The organism is Enterobacter sp. ODB01 (genome assembly GCF_001623605.1).
GTDB lineage: Bacteria > Pseudomonadota > Gammaproteobacteria > Enterobacterales > Enterobacteriaceae > Enterobacter > Enterobacter kobei.
The window spans coordinates 2,017,272-2,035,458 of sequence record NZ_CP015227.1 but is presented as its reverse complement, the minus strand read 5'-3'; the positions used below and the strand labels follow the sequence as shown (position 1 = coordinate 2,035,458).

The following is an 18,187-nucleotide window of genomic DNA, read 5'->3' as shown; positions in this document are numbered from 1 at the left end:
AGGTTTATTTGCAATTTGACTACATCATTATCGGCGCCGGCTCTGCCGGCAACGTACTGGCAACACGACTGACTGAAGATCCGAATACCACCGTGCTGCTGCTTGAGGCGGGCGGACCGGATTACCGCTTTGACTTCCGCACTCAGATGCCTGCCGCGCTGGCGTTCCCGCTGCAGGGCAAGCGCTACAACTGGGCGTATGAAACCGAGCCAGAGCCGTTTATGAACAACCGCCGCATGGAGTGCGGGCGCGGTAAAGGGCTGGGCGGTTCGTCGCTGATCAACGGCATGTGCTACATCCGCGGTAACGCGATGGATCTCGACCACTGGGCGAAAGAACCGGGTCTGGAGCACTGGAGCTATCTCAACTGCCTGCCGTACTACCGCAAGGCAGAGACGCGCGATGTGGGCCCGAACGACTACCACGGCGGCGACGGTCCGGTGAGCGTTACCACCTCCAAACCGGGCGTGAACCCGCTGTTTGAGGCGATGGTGGAAGCGGGCGTGCAGGCGGGCTACCCGCGCACGGACGATCTCAACGGCTATCAGCAGGAAGGCTTCGGCCCGATGGACCGCACGGTCACGCCGAAGGGCCGACGCGCCAGCACCGCGCGCGGCTATCTGGACCAGGCAAAGCAACGCCCTAACCTGACCATCCGTACCCACGCCATGACCGACCGCATCCTCTTTGAAGGCAAGCGCGCGGTGGGCGTCGAGTGGCTGGAAGGCGAAAGCACGATTCCGTCGAAAGCGACGGCGAACAAAGAGGTGCTGCTGAGCGCAGGCGCCATTGCCTCCCCGCAGATCCTCCAGCGTTCCGGCGTGGGCAGCGCGGAGCTGCTGAAGCAGTTCGATATCCCGCTGGTGCACGACCTGCCCGGCGTGGGCGAAAACCTGCAGGATCACCTGGAGATGTACCTCCAGTACGAATGCAAAGAGCCGGTCTCCCTCTACCCAGCCCTGCAGTGGTGGAACCAGCCGAAGATTGGCGCCGAGTGGCTGTTTGGCGGCACCGGCGTGGGGGCGAGCAACCACTTCGAAGCGGGCGGGTTTATCCGCAGCCGCCAGGAGTTCGCGTGGCCGAACATTCAGTACCACTTCCTGCCGGTGGCGATTAACTACAACGGTTCGAATGCGGTAAAAGAGCACGGCTTCCAGTGCCACGTCGGCTCCATGCGCTCGCCGAGCCGCGGCCACGTGCGCATCAAGTCGCGCGATCCGCATCAGCATCCGGCGATCCTGTTCAACTATATGTCCCAGGAGCAGGACTGGCAGGAGTTCCGCGACGCGATCCGTATCACCCGCGAGATCATGCACCAGCCTGCGCTGGACAAGTACCGCGGTCGCGAGATCAGCCCGGGCGTCGAGTGCCAGACCGACGAACAGCTGGACGAGTTCGTGCGCAACCACGCCGAAACCGCCTTCCACCCGTGCGGTACCTGTAAGATGGGCTATGACGAGATGGCGGTTGTCGACGGCGAAGGCCGCGTTCACGGGCTGGAAGGGCTGCGCGTGGTGGATGCGTCGATCATGCCGCAGATCATCACCGGTAACCTGAACGCCACCACCATCATGATTGGCGAGAAGATTGCAGACGCCATTCGCGGGCGCGAACCGCTGGCGAAGAGCACGGCCGCGTATTATGTCGCGAACGGGGCGCCGGTTCGCCGCTGAGGGTGCCCCCTCACCCTTACCCTCTCCCCACAGGGGAGAGGGAATAAACGTCTGCTAAATTTATTTTCATTTCCCTGCATCCAGTTTCCACCCTGCCTTCGTATATGGGTATGTGAGCAACCCCTTTGCTCCCCAATCCGAGGAATGATGATGAAAAAGCTAACCCGTGTTGCATTCGTAACCAGCGCTTTACTCTTCTGTGCAGGCGCATCAGCAGCCATGACGTCTGACACCGTGATGGTGGGCGGAGCGGCAATGTTCCCGAGCAAAAATATTGTTGAAAACGCCGTGAACTCGAAAGATCACACGACTCTGGTGGCCGCTGTCAAAGCTGCCGGACTGGTGGATACGCTACAGAGCAAAGGACCGTTCACCGTATTTGCGCCGACCAATGCGGCGTTTGCGAAATTACCCGCCGGTACGGTCGATAACCTGGTCAAACCCGAAAACAAAGCACTGCTAACCAGCATCCTGACCTATCACGTTGTTGCCGGTAATTACGATATGAAAGCGCTGGAGCAGAAAATTAAACAGGGTGGTGGTCGCGCGGAGCTGAAGACCGTTAACGGTCAGCCGCTGTGGATCATGAGCAACGGCCTGCACAATATTCAGCTTAAGGATGGTCAGGGCAATGTGGCAAACATCAGCACCTACGACGTTCATCAAAAAAATGGCATTATCGATGTCATTGATACCGTTCTGATGCCTAAGTAGTTGTCTATACTTCGGAAGTGTGCCGTTGCCTTTCGGGAAAAACATGGATAACGCGCTGGCTGAACAGCAGCAGAAATTAATGCAGGCGGTCGCGAAAGGCGATCGCCGTGCATTTGAACAACTCTACCGACTCACCTCGCCGCATCTGTTTGCCGTCGCGCTGCGCATGTTGCGTGACCGGGCATGGGCAGAAGAGATCCTTCACGACTGTTTTCTCACGGTCTGGAGTAAAGCCGAAACCTATAACGCCGCCCTCAGTTCCCCGATGACCTGGCTTACGCATATTGTTCGCAACCGCTGTATTGACTGGCTGCGTTGCGGGCAAACCCGGGCAGCCGACCGCGAGATGCCGTATACCGACGCGCTTCTGCCGAGCGAGAATGACGAGCAGAACAACTGGCACGACGATGTGCAGGCAGAACGGCTCAGGCATTGTCTCGAGCATTTGAGTAGCGAACAGCGCCAGAGCATTACGCTCGCCTACTATCAGGGGATGTCTCACAGCGATATTGCCGACTGGCTCCAGCAGCCTGTAGGCTCAGTGAAAAGCTGGATACGTCGCGCAATGGATCATCTCCGGGAGTGTGTGGGGCTATGAATAACGCAGAAAAACGCGACGACATGCTGGCAGCAGAATATGCCCTCGGCACCCTGCGGGGAGGCGCGCGGCTTCAGTTCCAGAAAAAGCTTGCCAATGAGCCCGCTCTGGCCGCCCGCGTAGCGTACTGGCAGGAAATGCTCAGCACGCTCGATAGCCATCTTGTCCCCATTCCTCCCCCTGAGTCGGTGTGGAAAAAAATTGCCCTCGAACTGCCGTCTAAAGAGCCGTTGCGCAACCATCGACCTTACCTCGGCTGGATGGTGGCAGCCGGTCTTGCCGCCTTTAGCGTCGTGACGTGGTATTCCACCCGCGCGCCGACGCTCGCACCGCTGATGGTGCTCAACGATGCCCAACAGCACGGGCAGTGGGTCGTGAGTGCGGACAGCCGCCGTCAGCAGCTGAGTATTGCTCCTCTCGGACCTGCCGCCGTCCCGGCGCAGCACAGCCTGCAGCTTTGGCTGATTCCGACCGGACAGAACCCTGTCTCGCTGGGATTGCTGCATAGCAGCATACCGACGAAGGTGACCCTCAGGAACACAACGCTTCCTCCTGGCGCCACGATAGCGATAAGCCTTGAACCAGAGGGCGGATCACCCACAGGCTTGCCAACAGGCCCGGTGCTTTATAGTGGCAAAATCTAATCCTTAGGCCTTGTTCGCAGGGCCTCCACCGTCACCCCATTTCTTTTTATACTATTCTCGCTTACATATAAGAAATAAACATTAGGCATGCAATCCGTTTAAATATTAAAAATATGATATTGACAGACTCTTCCACACTCCATTAAGTTTTAAACAGCCATCATTTTATTTCCGATACACAATATATCAAAAATCCGCGTTAATGAATTTGTCATTATTCATTAACACCTCCCTGCCTTTTATTTTTTGCATTACTCAACAGCGAGATAAAATCATGAATAACAGTGCAAACAACGTTGTCGTTATCACCGGCGCCAGCAGCGGCATCGGCCAGGCCATTGCCCTGTATTTAGCGAATAAGGCCTTTTCGCTGGTGCTGGTGGCGCGCCGCCTCGACAGGATTAATGCCCTGGTGGATCAGATTATCCAGCAGGGCGGCAAGGCGATTGCCGTGAAGGCCGATGTCACCCGTCAGGAAGAGGTTCAGGCCGCCATCGATGCCGCTGTGACGGCCTACCAGCGCGTGGACGTATTGATCAATAACGCCGGTTACATGGCGATAGCCCCCCTCAGCGAGCGCAAAACCGACGAGTGGGACAAGATGATTGATACTAACCTGAAGGGCGTGCTGTACGGCATTGCCGCGGCGTTACCGGTGTTCCAGCGTCAGGGTAGCGGACACTTTATTAACGTGGCTTCCGTTGCGGGTATCAAAGTGCTTGCCCCCGGCGGCGTCGTTTACAGCGCCACTAAATTTGCCGTTCGTGCCCTGAGCGAAGGGTTACGTCAGGAGGCGGGGAAAACTATCCGCACGACGCTTATTTCCCCCGGCGCCGTCGAAAGCGAACTGCAGTTCGGCAGTTCTGATAAAGACAGCCTGGCGTTTTTGCACGAATTCTATAAGCAGGCTATTCCGGCTGACGCCATTGCCCGAGGCGTTTTATTTGCCATTGAACAGCCTGGCGACGTTGATATTAATGAAATTGTGGTTCGTCCGACGCAGGAAGAATTTTAGCATGCCTTAAATAACGCTAAATGAGGTGTCATCATGATTAAATCATTAACGTCTATATCAGATTGAAATATGCGGACGGGTGCCGATATTTTCCTTGAACTTCTGGAAAGAGAAGACGTAGAAAATATATTTGGTACTCCAGAAGAGCAGCGTGGTTGCCATTGCCGACGGCTATGCCAAAGCCTCGGCAAAACGGGCTTTATCAATTTGCATACCGCCAGCGGTCCTGGTCACGCCATGGGTGTCCAGTCCGGAGAAACCAACCTGATTGAAATTGCCATTTCCTCAGAGTAATTATCCGTTCCAGCTGTACCCTACATACAAGACTTATAACCTAAATGCCTCAAGCCGCTGAATCTGCCGCCCTTCTGCGTCAAAATTCTCCGCAGCCAGCCAGGCGCACAGCTCCGCGTTTCTTTGCGGCCATTCGCCATCAATAATGGAGAGCATATCGCTGTCGCGGTTACGCCCTTTGCGCACAAGTTTCTGACGCAGGCGACCTTCCCAGACAAAACCCAGCCGCTCCGCCGCATTGCGCGAGGCAATGTTCATTGAATCGCATTTCCATTCCAGTCGACGGTACTTATGCTCAAAGGCATTTTTCAGCAGCAGCCACACCGCCTCGGTACCCAAACGCGTGCCCTTCATTTTGCGCGACCAGGTGACATGCCCGATTTCCACCGAGCCGAGAAACCGCTCAATCGCCATGTAACTCACCAGCCCTACCGCCTGTTCAGTGCGTAAATCGATTACGGCAAAGGGCACCAGATCGTCATCCATCACCTTTCCCAGCACCCAGTGCGCAGTGGCCTCAACGCTTTCCGGCTGAGTGCTGGCAAGCCACGTCCAGTCACTGTCATCACCCAGCGCGTAGGCTTCGTATAAATCAGCCGAATGGCGATCGGTATCCAGCGGCTCCAGTCGGCAATACTGACCGGTAAGTGGGGTGCGGGTTAAGATCCGGGCGCATTTCCAGTCTGGAACAATATCGTTAACGGTTTGACCATGTTGATTGATTTCGGGCACGGCGGTGACTCCCTGAAAGGTAAGGAGTTTGTTATAGCAGGTTAAAAAGCGGACGAAAAGCAGCGCATTCTAATAGCCTTAGCGTATGCGTTATTCCCGGAAGGCATAAGCAAAGCTGAATTTCGACTTTGCGGAATGTCTTAGTCGACCTAACGTAGCGGAGCATAAAACAATCACAATAGAGTTATTTCAGGGATCGCTATGACAAAAAAACTGTTGCCGTTACTGGTGCTGGCCGCGCTCTCAAACGCAGTCCACGCCGCTACTCCGCCGAATACGCTGGTGGTTGCCCAGGGGCTTGATGACATCGTAAGCCTCGACCCGGCCGAAGCCAACGAGCTCTCCAGCATCCAGACCGTACCGAGCCTGTATCAGCGTCTGGTGCAACCGGACCGCGATAACCCGGAAAAAATCACGCCGATTCTGGCGGAAAGCTGGGAAGCCGACGCGGCAGCAAAAACCTTGACCATCAAGCTTAAGCCCGATGCGAAATTCGCTTCCGGAAACCCACTGCGCCCGGAAGACGTGATCTTCTCGTATACCCGCGCCGTGACGCTGAACAAATCCCCGGCGTTTATCCTCAACGTGCTGGGCTGGGACGCGAGCAACATCGCCAGCCAGCTGAAAAAAGTGGATGACCATACCCTCCAGCTTCACTGGACGGCGGACGTTAGCCCGTCGGTGGCGCTGAATATTCTCTCCACGCCGATTGCCTCCATCGTCGATGAAAAGCAGGTGGTGGCGAACGTGAAGGACAACGACTTCGGCAACGCCTGGCTGAAAATGCACTCGGCAGGCAGCGGCGCGTTCAAAATGCGCGTTTATCAGCCGCATCAGGCTATCGTGCTGGAAGCCAACGAATCGGCTCCCGGCGGCGCGCCGAAGCTTAAAAGCATCATCATTAAAAACGTTCCCGATCCGGCTTCCCGTCGCCTGCTGATCCAGCAGGGTGATGCCGACGTGGCGCGCGATTTGGGTGCAGACCAGATTAGCGCCCTGGAGGGCAAGCCGGGCGTGAAGGTGCTGAGCATTCCGTCCGCCGAGCAAAATTATCTGGTGTTTAACACCGGCAACAGCGCTAACCCGCTGCTCAACAACCCGGCGTTCTGGGAGGCTTCACGCTGGCTGGTTGATTATGAAGGCATTACCAAAAACCTGCTGAAAGGCCAGTATTTTGTGCATCAGAGCTTCCTGCCGGTCGGTCTGCCGGGCGCGCTGGAAGCGAATCCATTCACGTTTGACCCAGCTAAGGCGAAAGAAATTCTCGCCAAAGCGGGCATTAAAGACGCGCACTTCACGCTGGACGTGGAGAACAAGCCGCCGTTTATCACCATCGCCCAGTCCATGCAGGCGAGCTTTGCTCAGGGGGGCGTGAAGGTCGATCTGCTGCCCGCTGCCGGGAGCCAGGTCTATGCCCGCGTGCGCGCAAAACAGCATCAGGCGGCGATTCGTCTGTGGATCCCGGACTACTTTGATGCGCACTCTAACGCCAGCGCCTTTGCGTGGAACGATGGCAAATCCAGTACCGTAGCCGGTCTGAACAGCTGGAAAATTCCCGAGCTTAACAAAGCCACGCTGGCGGCGGTTGCCGAGCCGGATCCGGCGAAACGTCTGGATCTGTACAAGAAAATGCAGGAACAGCTGCAACATAGCTCGCCGTATGTGTTCGTCGATCAGGGCAAAACCCAGATCGTGGTGCGCGATAACGTGAAGGGATATCAGCAGGGCTTGAACGCGGACATGGTCTGGTACGATCGCGTCACGAAGTAGCCTTTGTTGCCGGGTGGCGCTGCGCTTACCCGGCCTGTGTTCTCGGTTTTGTAGGCCGGGTAAGGCGAAGCCGCCACCCGGCATGAAGAGATTTCCCATGCCACATCTTTCCACCCGCGTGCTTCAGGCTCTGCTGACTCTGCTGCTCACGCTTTTCGGGCTGCTGCTCGTCACGTTTGCGCTCTCGGCATTTTCTCCGGTCGATCGCGTGCTGCAGATCGTCGGCGATCACGCCAGCCAGTCCACCTACGATCAGGTTCGCCACCAGCTCGGGTTAGATCGCCCCCTGCCCGTGCAGTTCTGGCACTACCTGCAAGACCTTGCCCACGGTGATCTGGGCACTGCCAGCGCCACCGGCCAGCCGGTGTTGCAGGACTTGCTGCACGCTTTTCCCGCCACGCTCGAACTGGCTACGCTGGCCTTAATCATCGGCGCCGTGCTCGGCGTGATTGCCGGGGTGCTGTGCGCCCGCTATGCCGGTTCGCCGCTTGATTTAACGCTCAGAACGCTCACCCTGCTCGGCAACTCGGTGCCGATTTTCTGGCTTGGCCTGTTGATGCTGGCCCTGTTCTACGCGAAGCTGCAGTGGAGCGCGGGTCCCGGCAGGCTGGATGACATCTGGCAGTTCACCGTCGAACCACGCACCGGCTTTGCGCTGGTGGATACCTGGCTTTCTGGCGATCGCGAGGCGTTTCGCAACGCCCTCAGCCACCTTGTGCTGCCGGTGCTGCTGCTGGCCTATTACTCGCTCGCAAGCATTACCCGCCTGACGCGCTCCGCCTGTCTGAGCGAAATGAACAAAGAGTACATCCTGCTCGCTCGCGCCAAGGGGGCCGGGGAGATGACTATTCTGCTGCGCCACGTGCTGCCGAACATTCGCAGTACCCTGCTGACGGTGATTGCGCTGGCCTACACCAGCATGCTGGAAGGTGCGGTATTAACGGAAACCGTCTTCTCCTGGCCAGGCATCGGACGCTACCTCACCACCGCCCTGTTCGCCGGAGACACTACCGCCGTCATGGGCGGCACGCTACTGATTGGCATCTGTTTTGTGCTGATCAATAACCTTACCGACCTGCTTGTGCAGGCAACCGATCCCAGGGTGCGCTGATGCCGTTTTATCTCTTTATACGTCGCCTGCGCCGTTCGCCTGCCGCCTTTTGCGGGTTGATTGCCATCGTGCTGCTGATGGTGATCGCCCTGTTCGCCCCCTGGCTTGCACCGGTTGACCCGAACTGGCAGGACGCCGCCTCGCGCCTGCAGGCACCGAATAGCCAGCACTGGCTCGGCACCGACAGCTACGGGCGCGACCTGCTCTCGCGCCTGATTTACGGTACCCGTCCGGCGCTCGGGCTGGTGGCCTTAGTGACGGTCATTACCCTGCCCACCGGGCTGCTGGTGGGGATCCTGTCCGGCTACTACGGCGGCTGGATGGAGCGCCTCCTGATGCGCTTTACCGACGTGGTGATGTCGATGCCGCGCCTCATCCTTGCATTCGCGTTTGTGGCGATGCTGGGTCCGGGGCTGGTCAACGGCGCGCTGGCGCTGGCCTTAACCACCTGGCCTGCTTATGCACGTCAGGCGCGAAGTGAAATTCAGCGTCTGCGCCACAGTGATTATCTGGCTGCTGCCGGGATGATGGGAATTCGCGGCCCGCGCCTGCTGGTCGGCCATATTCTGCCGCTGTGTCTGCCGTCTGCGATTGTGCGGCTGGCGCTGGATCTGGCCGGCATTATTCTGGCCGCAGCCGGGCTCGGTTTCCTCGGCCTTGGCGCCCGTCCGCCAATGGCTGAATGGGGGGCAATGATTGCTGACGGCATGCAGGTGATTTTCGACCAGTGGTGGATCGCCGCCATTCCCGGCGGAGCCATTCTGTTTGCCAGCCTGGCCTTTAACCTGCTAGGCGATGGCCTGCGTGACGTACTGGAGCCGCAACATGACTGAACACCGCGTTATCGTCGATGCGCTGAATATCGACTACCCCGCCGCACGCGTGGTCAACAACCTGAGCTTTACGCTTGGCAACGAGCGTCTGGCGCTGGTGGGTGAATCCGGCTCGGGTAAATCGATGTCTGCCCGCGCCCTGATGGGGCTGGTACGTAAGCCCGGCATGGTGAGCGCCCGGCAACTTAACGTGCTGGGCAACGATCTGCTGACCCTGAACGCCCGCCGCTGGCAAGCGCTGCGCGGCAACGGGATTGCGATGGTTTTGCAGGACCCGCGCTACGCGCTCAATCCGGTGAAAAGCGTTGCCGCTCAGCTTGACGAGGCGCTCACGCTGCATCAGCGCCTGCCCCGTTCAGAACGCGTGGCGCGCATTCACGACATCATTCGTGCTGTCGGACTGAGCGAACATGTGCTTCAGCGTTATCCCGGCGAACTTTCCGGCGGCATGGGCCAGCGGGTGATGATTGCGATTGCGCTCATCAACAACCCGCAGGTGCTGATTGCCGACGAACCGACCTCAGCGCTGGACGCTCGCCTGCGCAACCAGATCCTCGAACTGCTGGTGCAGCAGTGTGAAGCGCGCCAGATGGCGATGCTGTTAATCAGCCATGACCTGCCGCTGGTGGCGGAACACTGCGACCGCGTGCTGGTGATGTATCAGGGCGAAAAGGTAGATGAGATGGCGGCAAGCCAACTCCCTCAGGCAACGCATCCGTATACGCGCACCCTGTGGACCTGCAGGCCAAATGCCAATACCTTTGGGCAGATGCTGCCGACGCTCGACCGTTCTCAGCCGTGGAAGGAGGCGAACGATGGCGCTCGTTGAGGTTAACCAGGTTCAGGTCACCTTCGGGGAAAAGACGGCGGTCTCTGCCGCCAGCTTTATCATCGCGAAAGGCGAAACCTTCAGCCTGATCGGGGAATCCGGCTGCGGGAAATCGACCCTTCTGCGCGTGCTGGCGGGGCTGCAGCGCGAGTGGCGCGGGAACATTACGCTACTGGGAGAGACGTTAACGCCCGGGCGACGTTTTCAAGGCACGCTGCGTCGCAACGTGCAGATGGTGTTTCAGGATCCGTGGGCGTCTTTGCACCCGAACCACACCATTGCACGCACGCTGTCGGAGCCGTTGAACATCCATGGCGAAACGCAGATTGCGGAAAAGGTGGCGGATGCGCTTAAACAGGTGGGCCTGTCTGCCGATGCGGGGAAACGTTATCCACACCAGCTTTCCGGCGGCCAGCGTCAGCGCGTGGCGATTGCCCGTGCCCTGCTGTTGCGCCCGCAGCTTCTGCTGCTGGATGAACCGACCTCGGCACTAGATATGTCCGTGCAGGCGGAAATTCTTAACCTGCTCAACCGCCTGAAAGCCGCCCACGACATGACCTATCTTCTTGTGAGCCACGATGCGGACGTGATTGCCCATATGTCCGACCGGGCGGCATTTATGGCACACGGGGAGATCCAGAAGGTGTTTGATCGGGAGGCGATGTTACGGGGCGAGCACAGGATGGGGTAAACGGGTGCGGCTGTGCCCGGTGGCGCGATGCTTACCGGGCCTACGTTTCGTGCCGCGTTGAGGGTTTTTCGTAGGCCGGGTAAGGCATCGCCGCCACCCGGCAACAAATCACTTCAGCAGCTTGACCGTAGCGTCAATGTCAATTTCATCTTCGGTAAAGATCAGCGTCGTGTTCTGGAAGGTCGTGATCGCCAGCTTCTTCACGGTGCGCATTTCACCCGATTTTACCTCGGATTTCGGTTTAATGCTGTTCATCAGCAGACCCACCGACAGCACCGCGTTTTCTTTGTCGATTTTGGTTTCAACCGGCTCTTCTTCGCTGAACACCACGAAGGATTTGATCGAGGTGAGCTTCACGCGCTCGCCCGCAATATAGAGGTGTTTACTCTCGGGGATCACCTTCACCGCATAAGCGGAAAGGCCTTTGTTATTCGTCGTCGGTTCGAACGTCACCGCCGCATCTTTCTTAATCAGATCAGGGTTGGCGACCTTAATCACATGAAAATAGCGGTTATCGCCGTTTTCATCTTTGATAAATCCAAAGCCTTTATCTTTAAACCACGTTGTGATTGTTCCGTTCATCGCTGTTACCGCCTGTCAGATCGTAATGACTAAAGTTTTGCAGCGCGCAGTGTAATGCACAATGGCTAAGGAGACAAAAAAAAGCCCCTGCACGGGGGCAGGGGAAAACTCATGTCAGAGCTTATTAGTATTTAGTTGAACACCATCCCACCATCAATCAATAAGGATTGGCCGGTCATGTAATCAGAATCCGGCCCGGCGAGGTATGAAACGCAGGCGGCGACATCTTCCGGCTCGGACAAACGACCCAGCGTGATGCGTTTGGCAAAAGTTTCCGTCCCGTAGCCAAGCGGTTTGCCCGCCGCCTCGGAGACCTGACGGTCGATTTCCGCCCACATCGGCGTTTTGACAATGCCCGGGCAATAGGCGTTAACGGTGATGCCCAGCGGAGCAAGGTCTCGCGCTGCGGTCTGGGTTAAGCCGCGAACCGCGAACTTGCTGGAGCTGTACACGGCCAGTTCCGGGTTGCCGGTGTGGCCTGCCTGGGAGCAGGCGTTGATGATCTTCCCGCCGTGCCCCTCTTTGCGGAACGCGTCGATGGCAGCCTGAATACCCCAGATCACCCCTTTCACGTTGATGTTGTAGACCTTGTCGACAATCTCTGGCGTGATGGATTCGATAGGCGTGGACGGCGCAATCCCGGCGTTATTAACGATGACGTTAAATCCGCCCAGCGCGGTGCGCGCTTTTTCCACCGCCGCAAACACCTGCTCGCGGTCAGAGACATCCACCTTCACGGCGACAGCCTTGCCGCCGTTGCGGATGATTTCATCGGCGACGGCTCTTGCCGTCTCATCGTTATAGTCGGCAATGGCAACGGCAAAGCCATCCTTCACCAGGCGCAGCGCAATCGCTTTACCAATCCCCTGGCCTGAGCCGGTTACGAGAGCAACTTTTTGCATTTCTCTGTCCTTATATTGAGTCACAAAATCTGGCTGAGATGGAGCTGGCCCATCAGCAGCGGGTTATCGCTGTAGTCGACGGGAATGGCCACCACGGCCGGGCCATCGACATCCATCGCCGCGCGCAGCGTCGGTTCGAGCGCTTCAGCACTCTCCACGGCAAAGCCTTTCGCGCCGAAGGCATCGGCATAGACTTTGAAATCGACCGGGCCGAACTCGACGCCGGAAAGGCGCTGGTATTTTTTCTCTTCCTGGATCGCCACCATGTTGTAGGCGTTATCCACCCAGATGATGTGCAGCACGTTGGCGTTGAGGCGCACCGCGGTTTCCAGCTCCATGCTCGACTGCAGGAAGCCACCGTCACCGGAGACCGATACCACCTTACGGCCCGGGTTCACCAGCCAGGCACCAATCGCCCACGGCAGGGCAACGCCCATGGTTTGCTGGCCGTTGGAGATCATCACCTGACGCGCGCGGAAGCTGTAAAGGTAGCGGGCGATCCAGATGTGGAAGCTGCCCATATCGACGGTCAGGGTCACGTCGTTATTGACGATGTCCTGCATGGCTCGCACGATGCGCAGCGGGTGCAGAGCAAACTGGTTGAGCGAGGCGCCGCGACGATCGAGCAGATCCCGCTGATGCTGACGATCGACCAGGATTTCAGAGGCGCGCTGGCTCAGCTCCAGCTTATGCTCGATCCGGCTGGCAAGCAGGTTCAGCGTTCCGGCGATATCCCCCACCAGCTCAAGATCCGGCACGTAGTTACGCTCTTCATAGGCAGGCAGCACGTCAATGTGCACCAGCGTGGCGTCGCCGCTGTTCCACATAGACGGCTCGTACTCCACCGGGCTGTAGCCGATGCAGATAATCAGATCCGCCAGATGCAGCAGCCGGTCGCCCGCCTGGTTATTGAACAGACCGACGCGCCCGGCAAAGCGGGTAAAGTTCTCCTGGTTCACCGCCCCGGCGGCCTGATAGGTGCTGGTGACAGGGATACGGCTTTTCTCCAGCAGCTTACGCAGGGCATCGCTGTTCGCGGGCTGGCTGGCCATCAGGCCAAGTAAAATGACCGGGTTTTTAGCGTTTTCGATAAGCTTCGCCACGTCGTTAATCGCAGACTCCGGTGCCGGACCCATCAGCGCCGCACCGCTGGTGGGTAAAATCGCCCCCGTCGCAGGCTGGTCGACGATATCCTGCGGCAGGCTGACGAACGCGCCCCCCGGCCTGCCGTGCTCGGCAGCGCGAAACGCGTTCGATACCACCTCGGCAATCGCGTCCGGCGAGCTGACTTCAACGGCATATTTGGTCACCGGGCTGAACATGGCGACGGTGTCCATGCTCTGGTGCACCAGCTTCGCTTTATCCGCGCGTTTGACCGCCCCGCCCAGGGCGACCACCGGGTCGCCCTCGCTGTTGGCGGTGGCAATGCCGGTGATCAGATTGGAACAGCCGGGACCGGAAGTCACCAGCGCCACCCCGGCTTTACCGGTCAACCGCCCTACCGCTGCCGCCATAAACGCCGCATTCGCTTCGTGACGCACGGGAATGATCTCGATGGAGGAGTCCAGCAGGGAGTCAAACACTTTGTCGATTTTCGCCCCCGGGATCCCGAACACCTGCTTCACGCCCTGCGCTTCCAGCTGGCCGACAACCATATCGGCGCCATGCGCCCACTGACGTGACTGTTTCTCACTGTTCACGGTAGTTCTCCTGTTAGTTTTCGACGGAACGGATCGCTGCATCCAGATTGCTGGGGTGAAGGTTGGCCTGTAAAAATGCGCTGTCGGCGGGCAGGTCAATCATGAGCTTGTGAATTTCGCCGAAGGTGAGCACACCGCTCTCAAGCTGATAGTCGAGCAGGTGTCCCCCGCCCTGACGGTCGTCAGTAATAAAATGCTCGTGATAACCGGCCACGTTAATGCCCTGCATATGCTGCGGGGTGCGGAACCCGACCAGCACGCCCTCGCGCTGGTTGAAGCGGAACACCGGCTGGTCATCCAGCACGTCGGTCATCGCCCGGTACGGCGGCGTCTGGCGCGGTACGGTGCGGGTGTGGGCGTGGCGGAAATTACCGTCGATACGCAACGCACAGAACAGGTTATCGGACGGGATTTGCTGGTCGATCACATCGTGGATCTGCTGACGGCTGACCGGCGTATCAAAGGTTTTACGGTACTGCGGCTGAAACCAGGTCATCACCGCGAACGGCGTTTTCTGCTCCGGCTTCGCGGCCCGGGCGCTGCCGTCGGCACGCAGCTGGTATACCTGGCTGCTGAAGGCAATCATTTCGCCATCCAGTTCGTTGAACGTACCCAGGCCAAAATCACCGTGTGCCAGCAGATCGGCGATGGTGGTCTCACCTTCGTATACGCCGCTTAGCAGGGCGCTCATTAGCGATGTTTGATAGATCACGCTGTCAGGATGCTGGGCGGAGAACCCACGCAGGGTCTCGCACAAGCTGGCCTCACAGTCGCAGGCAGATGAATGCATCATCATGCTCGTCCTCTTCAACTTTATTTAGAAAGGTTAAATAAATGTTGACCCGATTCAGCAGAGAGTTCCAATATAGAAACCATGCTGGTTTGAGACGTTTTAGATATGGAACTTCGTTATCTGCGGTATTTTGTCGCGGTTGCACGCGAGCGACACTTCACCAAAGCAGCCAAAGCGCTGGGCATTTCACAGCCACCTCTGAGTCAGCAGATCAAACGGCTCGAAGAGGAAGTGGGCACCCCGCTGTTCAGGCGTCTGACGCGAGGCGTAGAGCTGACCGAGGCGGGAGAAGCCTTCTATGAGGACGCCTGTAAGATCCTGGCGCTGAGCGACGCCGCGCTGGAGAAAGCGCGCGGCATCGCGCGCGGACTGAACGGCAGCCTGTCGATAGGCATCACCAGCTCCGACGCTTTTCATCCTCAGATTTTCGCGCTAATCCGTCAGTTTCAGGTGCAGAACATGGCGGTGCAGGTTCATCAGGTAGAAGCGAATATGTCGTCGCTGACGACGATGCTGGCGGACGGTGAACTGGATATCGCCTTCGTGCGCCTGCCGTGCGAAAGCAGCAAGATGTTTGAAATCAAAATTCTCGACCGCGAGCCGATGGTGGTGGCGCTGCATCGCGACCATCCGCTGGCGGAGAGCGATTCGCTGGCCTTAGAGCAGCTGCGGGATACACCGGTGGTGCTGTTCCCGCAGGAGGTCGCGCCGGGATTGTATGACAGGGTTTACAGCTACTGCGAGCGGGCCGGAATCGACGTGCAGCACGCGCTGCAGGCGTCACAGCTTTCATCTTCGCTGAGCATGGTTTCCGCGGGCGGCGGATTCGCGCTGGTGCCAAAATCGATGGCGGCCATTTCTCCACCGAATGTCACCTATCATGCGTTGAACTCACCGGAACTTTATACCGATATCGCGCTCTGCTGGCGTCGGTTTGAGCGTTCGCGGACGGTGAAGCGGTTTTTGACGATGATGAGTGAGGGGTAGCGGCAGCGCGGCTGTGCCCGGCGGCGCTGCGCTTGCACGGGCCTACGGTTCGTGTCGGGGTGGGGGTTGTTTGGTTTTTGGTTTTGTAGGCCGGGTAAGGCGTAGCCGCCACCCGGCAATGCCCTTCTGGAAGCCGCCTCGCAAACCTGCAAGCAACCTTATGTAATTCAGGGGCATCCCCTTTTCATCCCTTCTTCACGGTCGTAAAGTGCCTGCGTTGCGGCACATCCGTAACCGGGCGTAGGAACCCGTTAGCATAACATGACTTATTTTGGATAATGAGGATGCTAAATGGCTACTACCCCTGAAGTTTCTTACGCGTTCTGTGAAGAAAGCGCAGTTCATCACCTTATCAATACTTCAATTTCCGATTCTGCGGATCTCTTTGAATTGGTCGATGCCTGTACCGCTTATGTCAGCGTGCTGGTGGACACTGACGATGCGGTGACATTTGCCACACTCTGTAAGCGATTGCTGGCTGCGTTGAAACGGCTGCGTGAATGCTGCGATGCCGAATTGCCTTCGTATCTGGTTGAGCAGTTGATTGCAGGAGAAAAGATTACCTCCTGCGTGCCGGACTGCTGGCAGGAGACGACGCTACAGGTGGACTATGCCGTGGCGTTAACGCTGGCGGTTATGGGTGGGACGTTGCCTGCGAACGTGGCGAAAGAACTCACAGGGCTACTGCATGATATGGTCTGGCTGCTGGCGGAGTTTGTGAAAGAGCCTTATATTACGGCGCACTGAGGCAGGTGATGAAGGGCCGGGTTCTGCTTGATGAAAAACAGGATGTCGTCCTTACGCAAAATGCAATTTTGTTTGTTGAATGTCTGATAAGAGCGAGGAGCGGATATAACTGTCAATGTATTCGCCAGTTACTCCCACGTAAAGTGTGCTTAAATCAAAAGGATCCATCTAATAAAGCATATTGATGGCATGATTCGTTAGGAGATAAAGTTGATAATTCAAACAAATCGATTGTACCTTCGGCCTGTAATCTCATCAGATGTAAACGATCTATTCAAAATTTACGGTGATCCCGCTACTAACACGTTTAATCCTGCGGGACCATATCCGGACATTGGTCATGCACAAATGGTTATGAATCGCTGGCTCGACCATTGGCAAGCTCATGGGTTTGGAAACTGGGCAATTTCACTTCTTACTAATCCTGATCAAATTATCGGTTTTGGCGGGCTGGGGATTCGTAATTATGACGATATTGTTATCAATAATCTTGGATATCGCTTATCTACAGAGGCTTGGGGTAAAGGCCTGGCCACAGAATTTGCCCTATACGCGATAAAATTTGGATTTGATAGTATTAAATTAACCGAGATTTCAGCTGTTGTTCGAGAGAATCATATGGCGTCACAGAAAGTGCTCCAGAAGTCGGGGTTAAAATATGTCAAAGAGATTCATGATGTTAAAGATGCACCTCCAAGCCTTCTGTATTCGATATCAGTGAATGAGTGGTTAAGACACTCAGAAGTGAACGCATCCGTTTAACATTCACTTTCTGATGCATTAGAGGATTTAACATACAGATATGGACTTGTCCGCTTCTGGCACAAAGCGGGCATATCTTTCACAGTCACCTCATACTGTGTTTGTACTCACGCCACCAGACAATTTCCAAATCAAGCAGTCGCCGCAAACGATCTTTATCGGGTACTAAAAATGGAGCACTACCGACACCAGACTATATGCGAAAGCGCTTCTCCAACCTGGACAGGATGAAGTATCGGGAAAACGGGCAGGTCATCGATATAGGTGGCTGGCCTTTACGGATAATGTTTTTGCTGATTTTGAGCGGGGAAAGATCGTCATCAAACACATCAGCACACACGCAGAGTGTGACAAGCTCACGGACCTCTACCGCAGAACGAAAGAATGAATTATGCAGCAGCCATCAAAGCGGCAAATGATCTGACAAACGAGCTCCCTTTCCTGGGATCAAGCCCGTCGCGACAAGATTATGAGGATGCGCTGACACTTGTGGAGTATCTAATTGAGCATGACCCCGATAGCCCGCTGGTAGAATTGCTCACCGCCAAAATCGATAAATACAAAAACGAGTCTGCGGAGTTTGCAGAATTTAACGCGCGCTTTGCCAGCATTCCATCTGGAGTTGCACAGCTGAGAACGCTGATGGATCAGTACCAACTTACTCAGGGCGACTTTGAGAATGAGATTGGCAAGAAGTCTCTGGTGAGTCGGATCCTCAACGGGCAGCGCACGTTAACGCTGGATCATATGCGCGCGCTGGCGAAGCATTTTGGATTGCCAGTGAGCGCGTTTGTGGGGAATTGAGCGAAA

The 18,187-nt window shown here is 56.9% G+C and carries 20 protein-coding genes and 1 pseudogene; 16 read left to right on the top strand and 5 right to left on the bottom strand.

Annotation, left to right across the window (positions count from 1 at the left end; genetic code table 11):
* Positions 1-8 precede the first annotated feature (8 nt).
* The 6 genes from betA to A4308_RS22230 all read left to right on the top strand — a co-directional run bounded on the left by betA (position 9) and on the right by A4308_RS22230 (position 4,938).
* Complete coding sequence (betA, locus tag A4308_RS09695; protein ID WP_045281643.1) at positions 9-1,673, top strand: choline dehydrogenase; 1,665 nt, start codon at positions 9-11, stop codon at positions 1,671-1,673.
* Positions 1,674-1,823: 150 nt separating this feature from the next.
* Positions 1,824-2,387 (top strand): fasciclin domain-containing protein, encoded by a 564-nt coding sequence (locus tag A4308_RS09690; RefSeq protein WP_045281644.1) that lies wholly within the window; start codon positions 1,824-1,826, stop codon positions 2,385-2,387.
* Positions 2,388-2,430: 43 nt separating this feature from the next.
* Positions 2,431-2,985, top strand: coding sequence for an RNA polymerase sigma factor (locus A4308_RS09685; protein ID WP_045281645.1), 555 nt, complete (start codon positions 2,431-2,433; stop codon positions 2,983-2,985).
* On the top strand, positions 2,982-3,629 hold the full coding sequence (locus A4308_RS09680; RefSeq protein WP_063308503.1) for an anti-sigma factor: 648 nt from the start codon (positions 2,982-2,984) through the stop codon (positions 3,627-3,629). The genes A4308_RS09685 and A4308_RS09680 overlap by 4 nt, the downstream gene beginning before the upstream one ends.
* 274 nt (positions 3,630-3,903) lie before the next feature.
* Positions 3,904-4,644, top strand: a complete 741-nt coding sequence (locus A4308_RS09675) for an SDR family oxidoreductase (RefSeq protein WP_045281647.1) — start codon at positions 3,904-3,906, stop codon at positions 4,642-4,644.
* Positions 4,645-4,713: 69 nt separating this feature from the next.
* Entirely contained in the window at positions 4,714-4,938 is a 225-nt protein-coding gene (locus tag A4308_RS22230) for a hypothetical protein (protein WP_197972198.1), read from the top strand.
* A 33-nt stretch (positions 4,939-4,971) separates the two neighbouring features.
* Here the strand turns inward: A4308_RS22230 and A4308_RS09670 are convergent, their stop codons facing one another.
* Positions 4,972-5,670 (bottom strand): GNAT family N-acetyltransferase, encoded by a 699-nt coding sequence (locus A4308_RS09670; protein ID WP_014882926.1) that lies wholly within the window; start codon positions 5,668-5,670, stop codon positions 4,972-4,974.
* A 201-nt stretch (positions 5,671-5,871) separates the two neighbouring features.
* Here A4308_RS09670 and A4308_RS09665 point away from each other — a divergent pair, with 201 nt between their 5' ends.
* From A4308_RS09665 to A4308_RS09645, 5 genes are all read left to right on the top strand, one after another.
* The gene (locus A4308_RS09665) at positions 5,872-7,440 is read left to right on the top strand and encodes an ABC transporter substrate-binding protein (RefSeq protein ID WP_014882925.1); all 1,569 of its coding nucleotides are present in this window, start codon (positions 5,872-5,874) and stop codon (positions 7,438-7,440) included.
* 97 nt (positions 7,441-7,537) lie between these two features.
* Positions 7,538-8,551 carry an ABC transporter permease gene (locus A4308_RS09660; RefSeq protein WP_014882924.1) on the top strand — a complete coding sequence of 338 codons (1,014 nt, stop codon included), beginning with the start codon at positions 7,538-7,540 and terminating at the stop codon, positions 8,549-8,551.
* Positions 8,551-9,384, top strand: a complete 834-nt coding sequence (locus tag A4308_RS09655) for an ABC transporter permease (RefSeq protein ID WP_045281648.1) — start codon at positions 8,551-8,553, stop codon at positions 9,382-9,384. Before A4308_RS09660 ends, A4308_RS09655 begins: the two co-directional genes overlap by 1 nt.
* Positions 9,377-10,213 (top strand): ABC transporter ATP-binding protein, encoded by an 837-nt coding sequence (locus tag A4308_RS09650; RefSeq protein WP_014882922.1) that lies wholly within the window; start codon positions 9,377-9,379, stop codon positions 10,211-10,213. The genes A4308_RS09655 and A4308_RS09650 overlap by 8 nt, the downstream gene beginning before the upstream one ends.
* Entirely contained in the window at positions 10,200-10,904 is a 705-nt protein-coding gene (locus A4308_RS09645; RefSeq protein WP_045281649.1) for an ABC transporter ATP-binding protein, read from the top strand. The genes A4308_RS09650 and A4308_RS09645 overlap by 14 nt, the downstream gene beginning before the upstream one ends.
* Before the next feature lie 108 nt (positions 10,905-11,012).
* Here the strand turns inward: A4308_RS09645 and A4308_RS09640 are convergent, their stop codons facing one another.
* The 4 genes from A4308_RS09640 to budA all read right to left on the bottom strand — a co-directional run bounded on the left by A4308_RS09640 (position 11,013) and on the right by budA (position 14,881).
* Positions 11,013-11,486 carry a cold-shock protein gene (locus A4308_RS09640; RefSeq protein ID WP_014882920.1) on the bottom strand — a complete coding sequence of 158 codons (474 nt, stop codon included), beginning with the start codon at positions 11,484-11,486 and terminating at the stop codon, positions 11,013-11,015.
* 131 nt (positions 11,487-11,617) lie between these two features.
* Positions 11,618-12,388, bottom strand: coding sequence for a (S)-acetoin forming diacetyl reductase (locus A4308_RS09635; RefSeq protein WP_014882919.1), 771 nt, complete (start codon positions 12,386-12,388; stop codon positions 11,618-11,620).
* 20 nt (positions 12,389-12,408) lie between these two features.
* Positions 12,409-14,043 (bottom strand): acetolactate synthase AlsS, encoded by a 1,635-nt coding sequence (alsS, locus tag A4308_RS09630; RefSeq protein WP_230278589.1) that lies wholly within the window; start codon positions 14,041-14,043, stop codon positions 12,409-12,411.
* A 58-nt stretch (positions 14,044-14,101) separates the two neighbouring features.
* Positions 14,102-14,881 (bottom strand): acetolactate decarboxylase, encoded by a 780-nt coding sequence (gene budA / locus A4308_RS09625; protein WP_014882917.1) that lies wholly within the window; start codon positions 14,879-14,881, stop codon positions 14,102-14,104.
* Between the two features lie 105 nt (positions 14,882-14,986).
* Between budA and A4308_RS09620 the strand changes: the two genes are divergently transcribed.
* The 5 genes and pseudogenes from A4308_RS09620 to A4308_RS09605 all read left to right on the top strand — a co-directional run bounded on the left by A4308_RS09620 (position 14,987) and on the right by A4308_RS09605 (position 18,181).
* Complete coding sequence (locus A4308_RS09620) at positions 14,987-15,868, top strand: LysR family transcriptional regulator (RefSeq protein ID WP_014882916.1); 882 nt, start codon at positions 14,987-14,989, stop codon at positions 15,866-15,868.
* Positions 15,869-16,159: 291 nt separating this feature from the next.
* The gene (locus A4308_RS09615) at positions 16,160-16,615 is read left to right on the top strand and encodes a hypothetical protein (protein WP_045281651.1); all 456 of its coding nucleotides are present in this window, start codon (positions 16,160-16,162) and stop codon (positions 16,613-16,615) included.
* A gap of 210 nt (positions 16,616-16,825) precedes the next feature.
* A complete protein-coding gene (locus A4308_RS09610) occupies positions 16,826-17,377 on the top strand; it encodes a GNAT family N-acetyltransferase (RefSeq protein WP_071890814.1) in 552 nt (183 codons plus the stop codon).
* A 72-nt stretch (positions 17,378-17,449) separates the two neighbouring features.
* Positions 17,450-17,765: pseudogene (locus tag A4308_RS22745) on the top strand (type II toxin-antitoxin system HigB family toxin).
* Positions 17,762-18,181 carry a helix-turn-helix domain-containing protein gene (locus A4308_RS09605; RefSeq protein ID WP_023332320.1) on the top strand — a complete coding sequence of 140 codons (420 nt, stop codon included), beginning with the start codon at positions 17,762-17,764 and terminating at the stop codon, positions 18,179-18,181. The pseudogene A4308_RS22745 and the gene A4308_RS09605 overlap by 4 nt, the downstream one beginning before the upstream one ends.
* Positions 18,182-18,187: the final 6 nt, after the last annotated feature.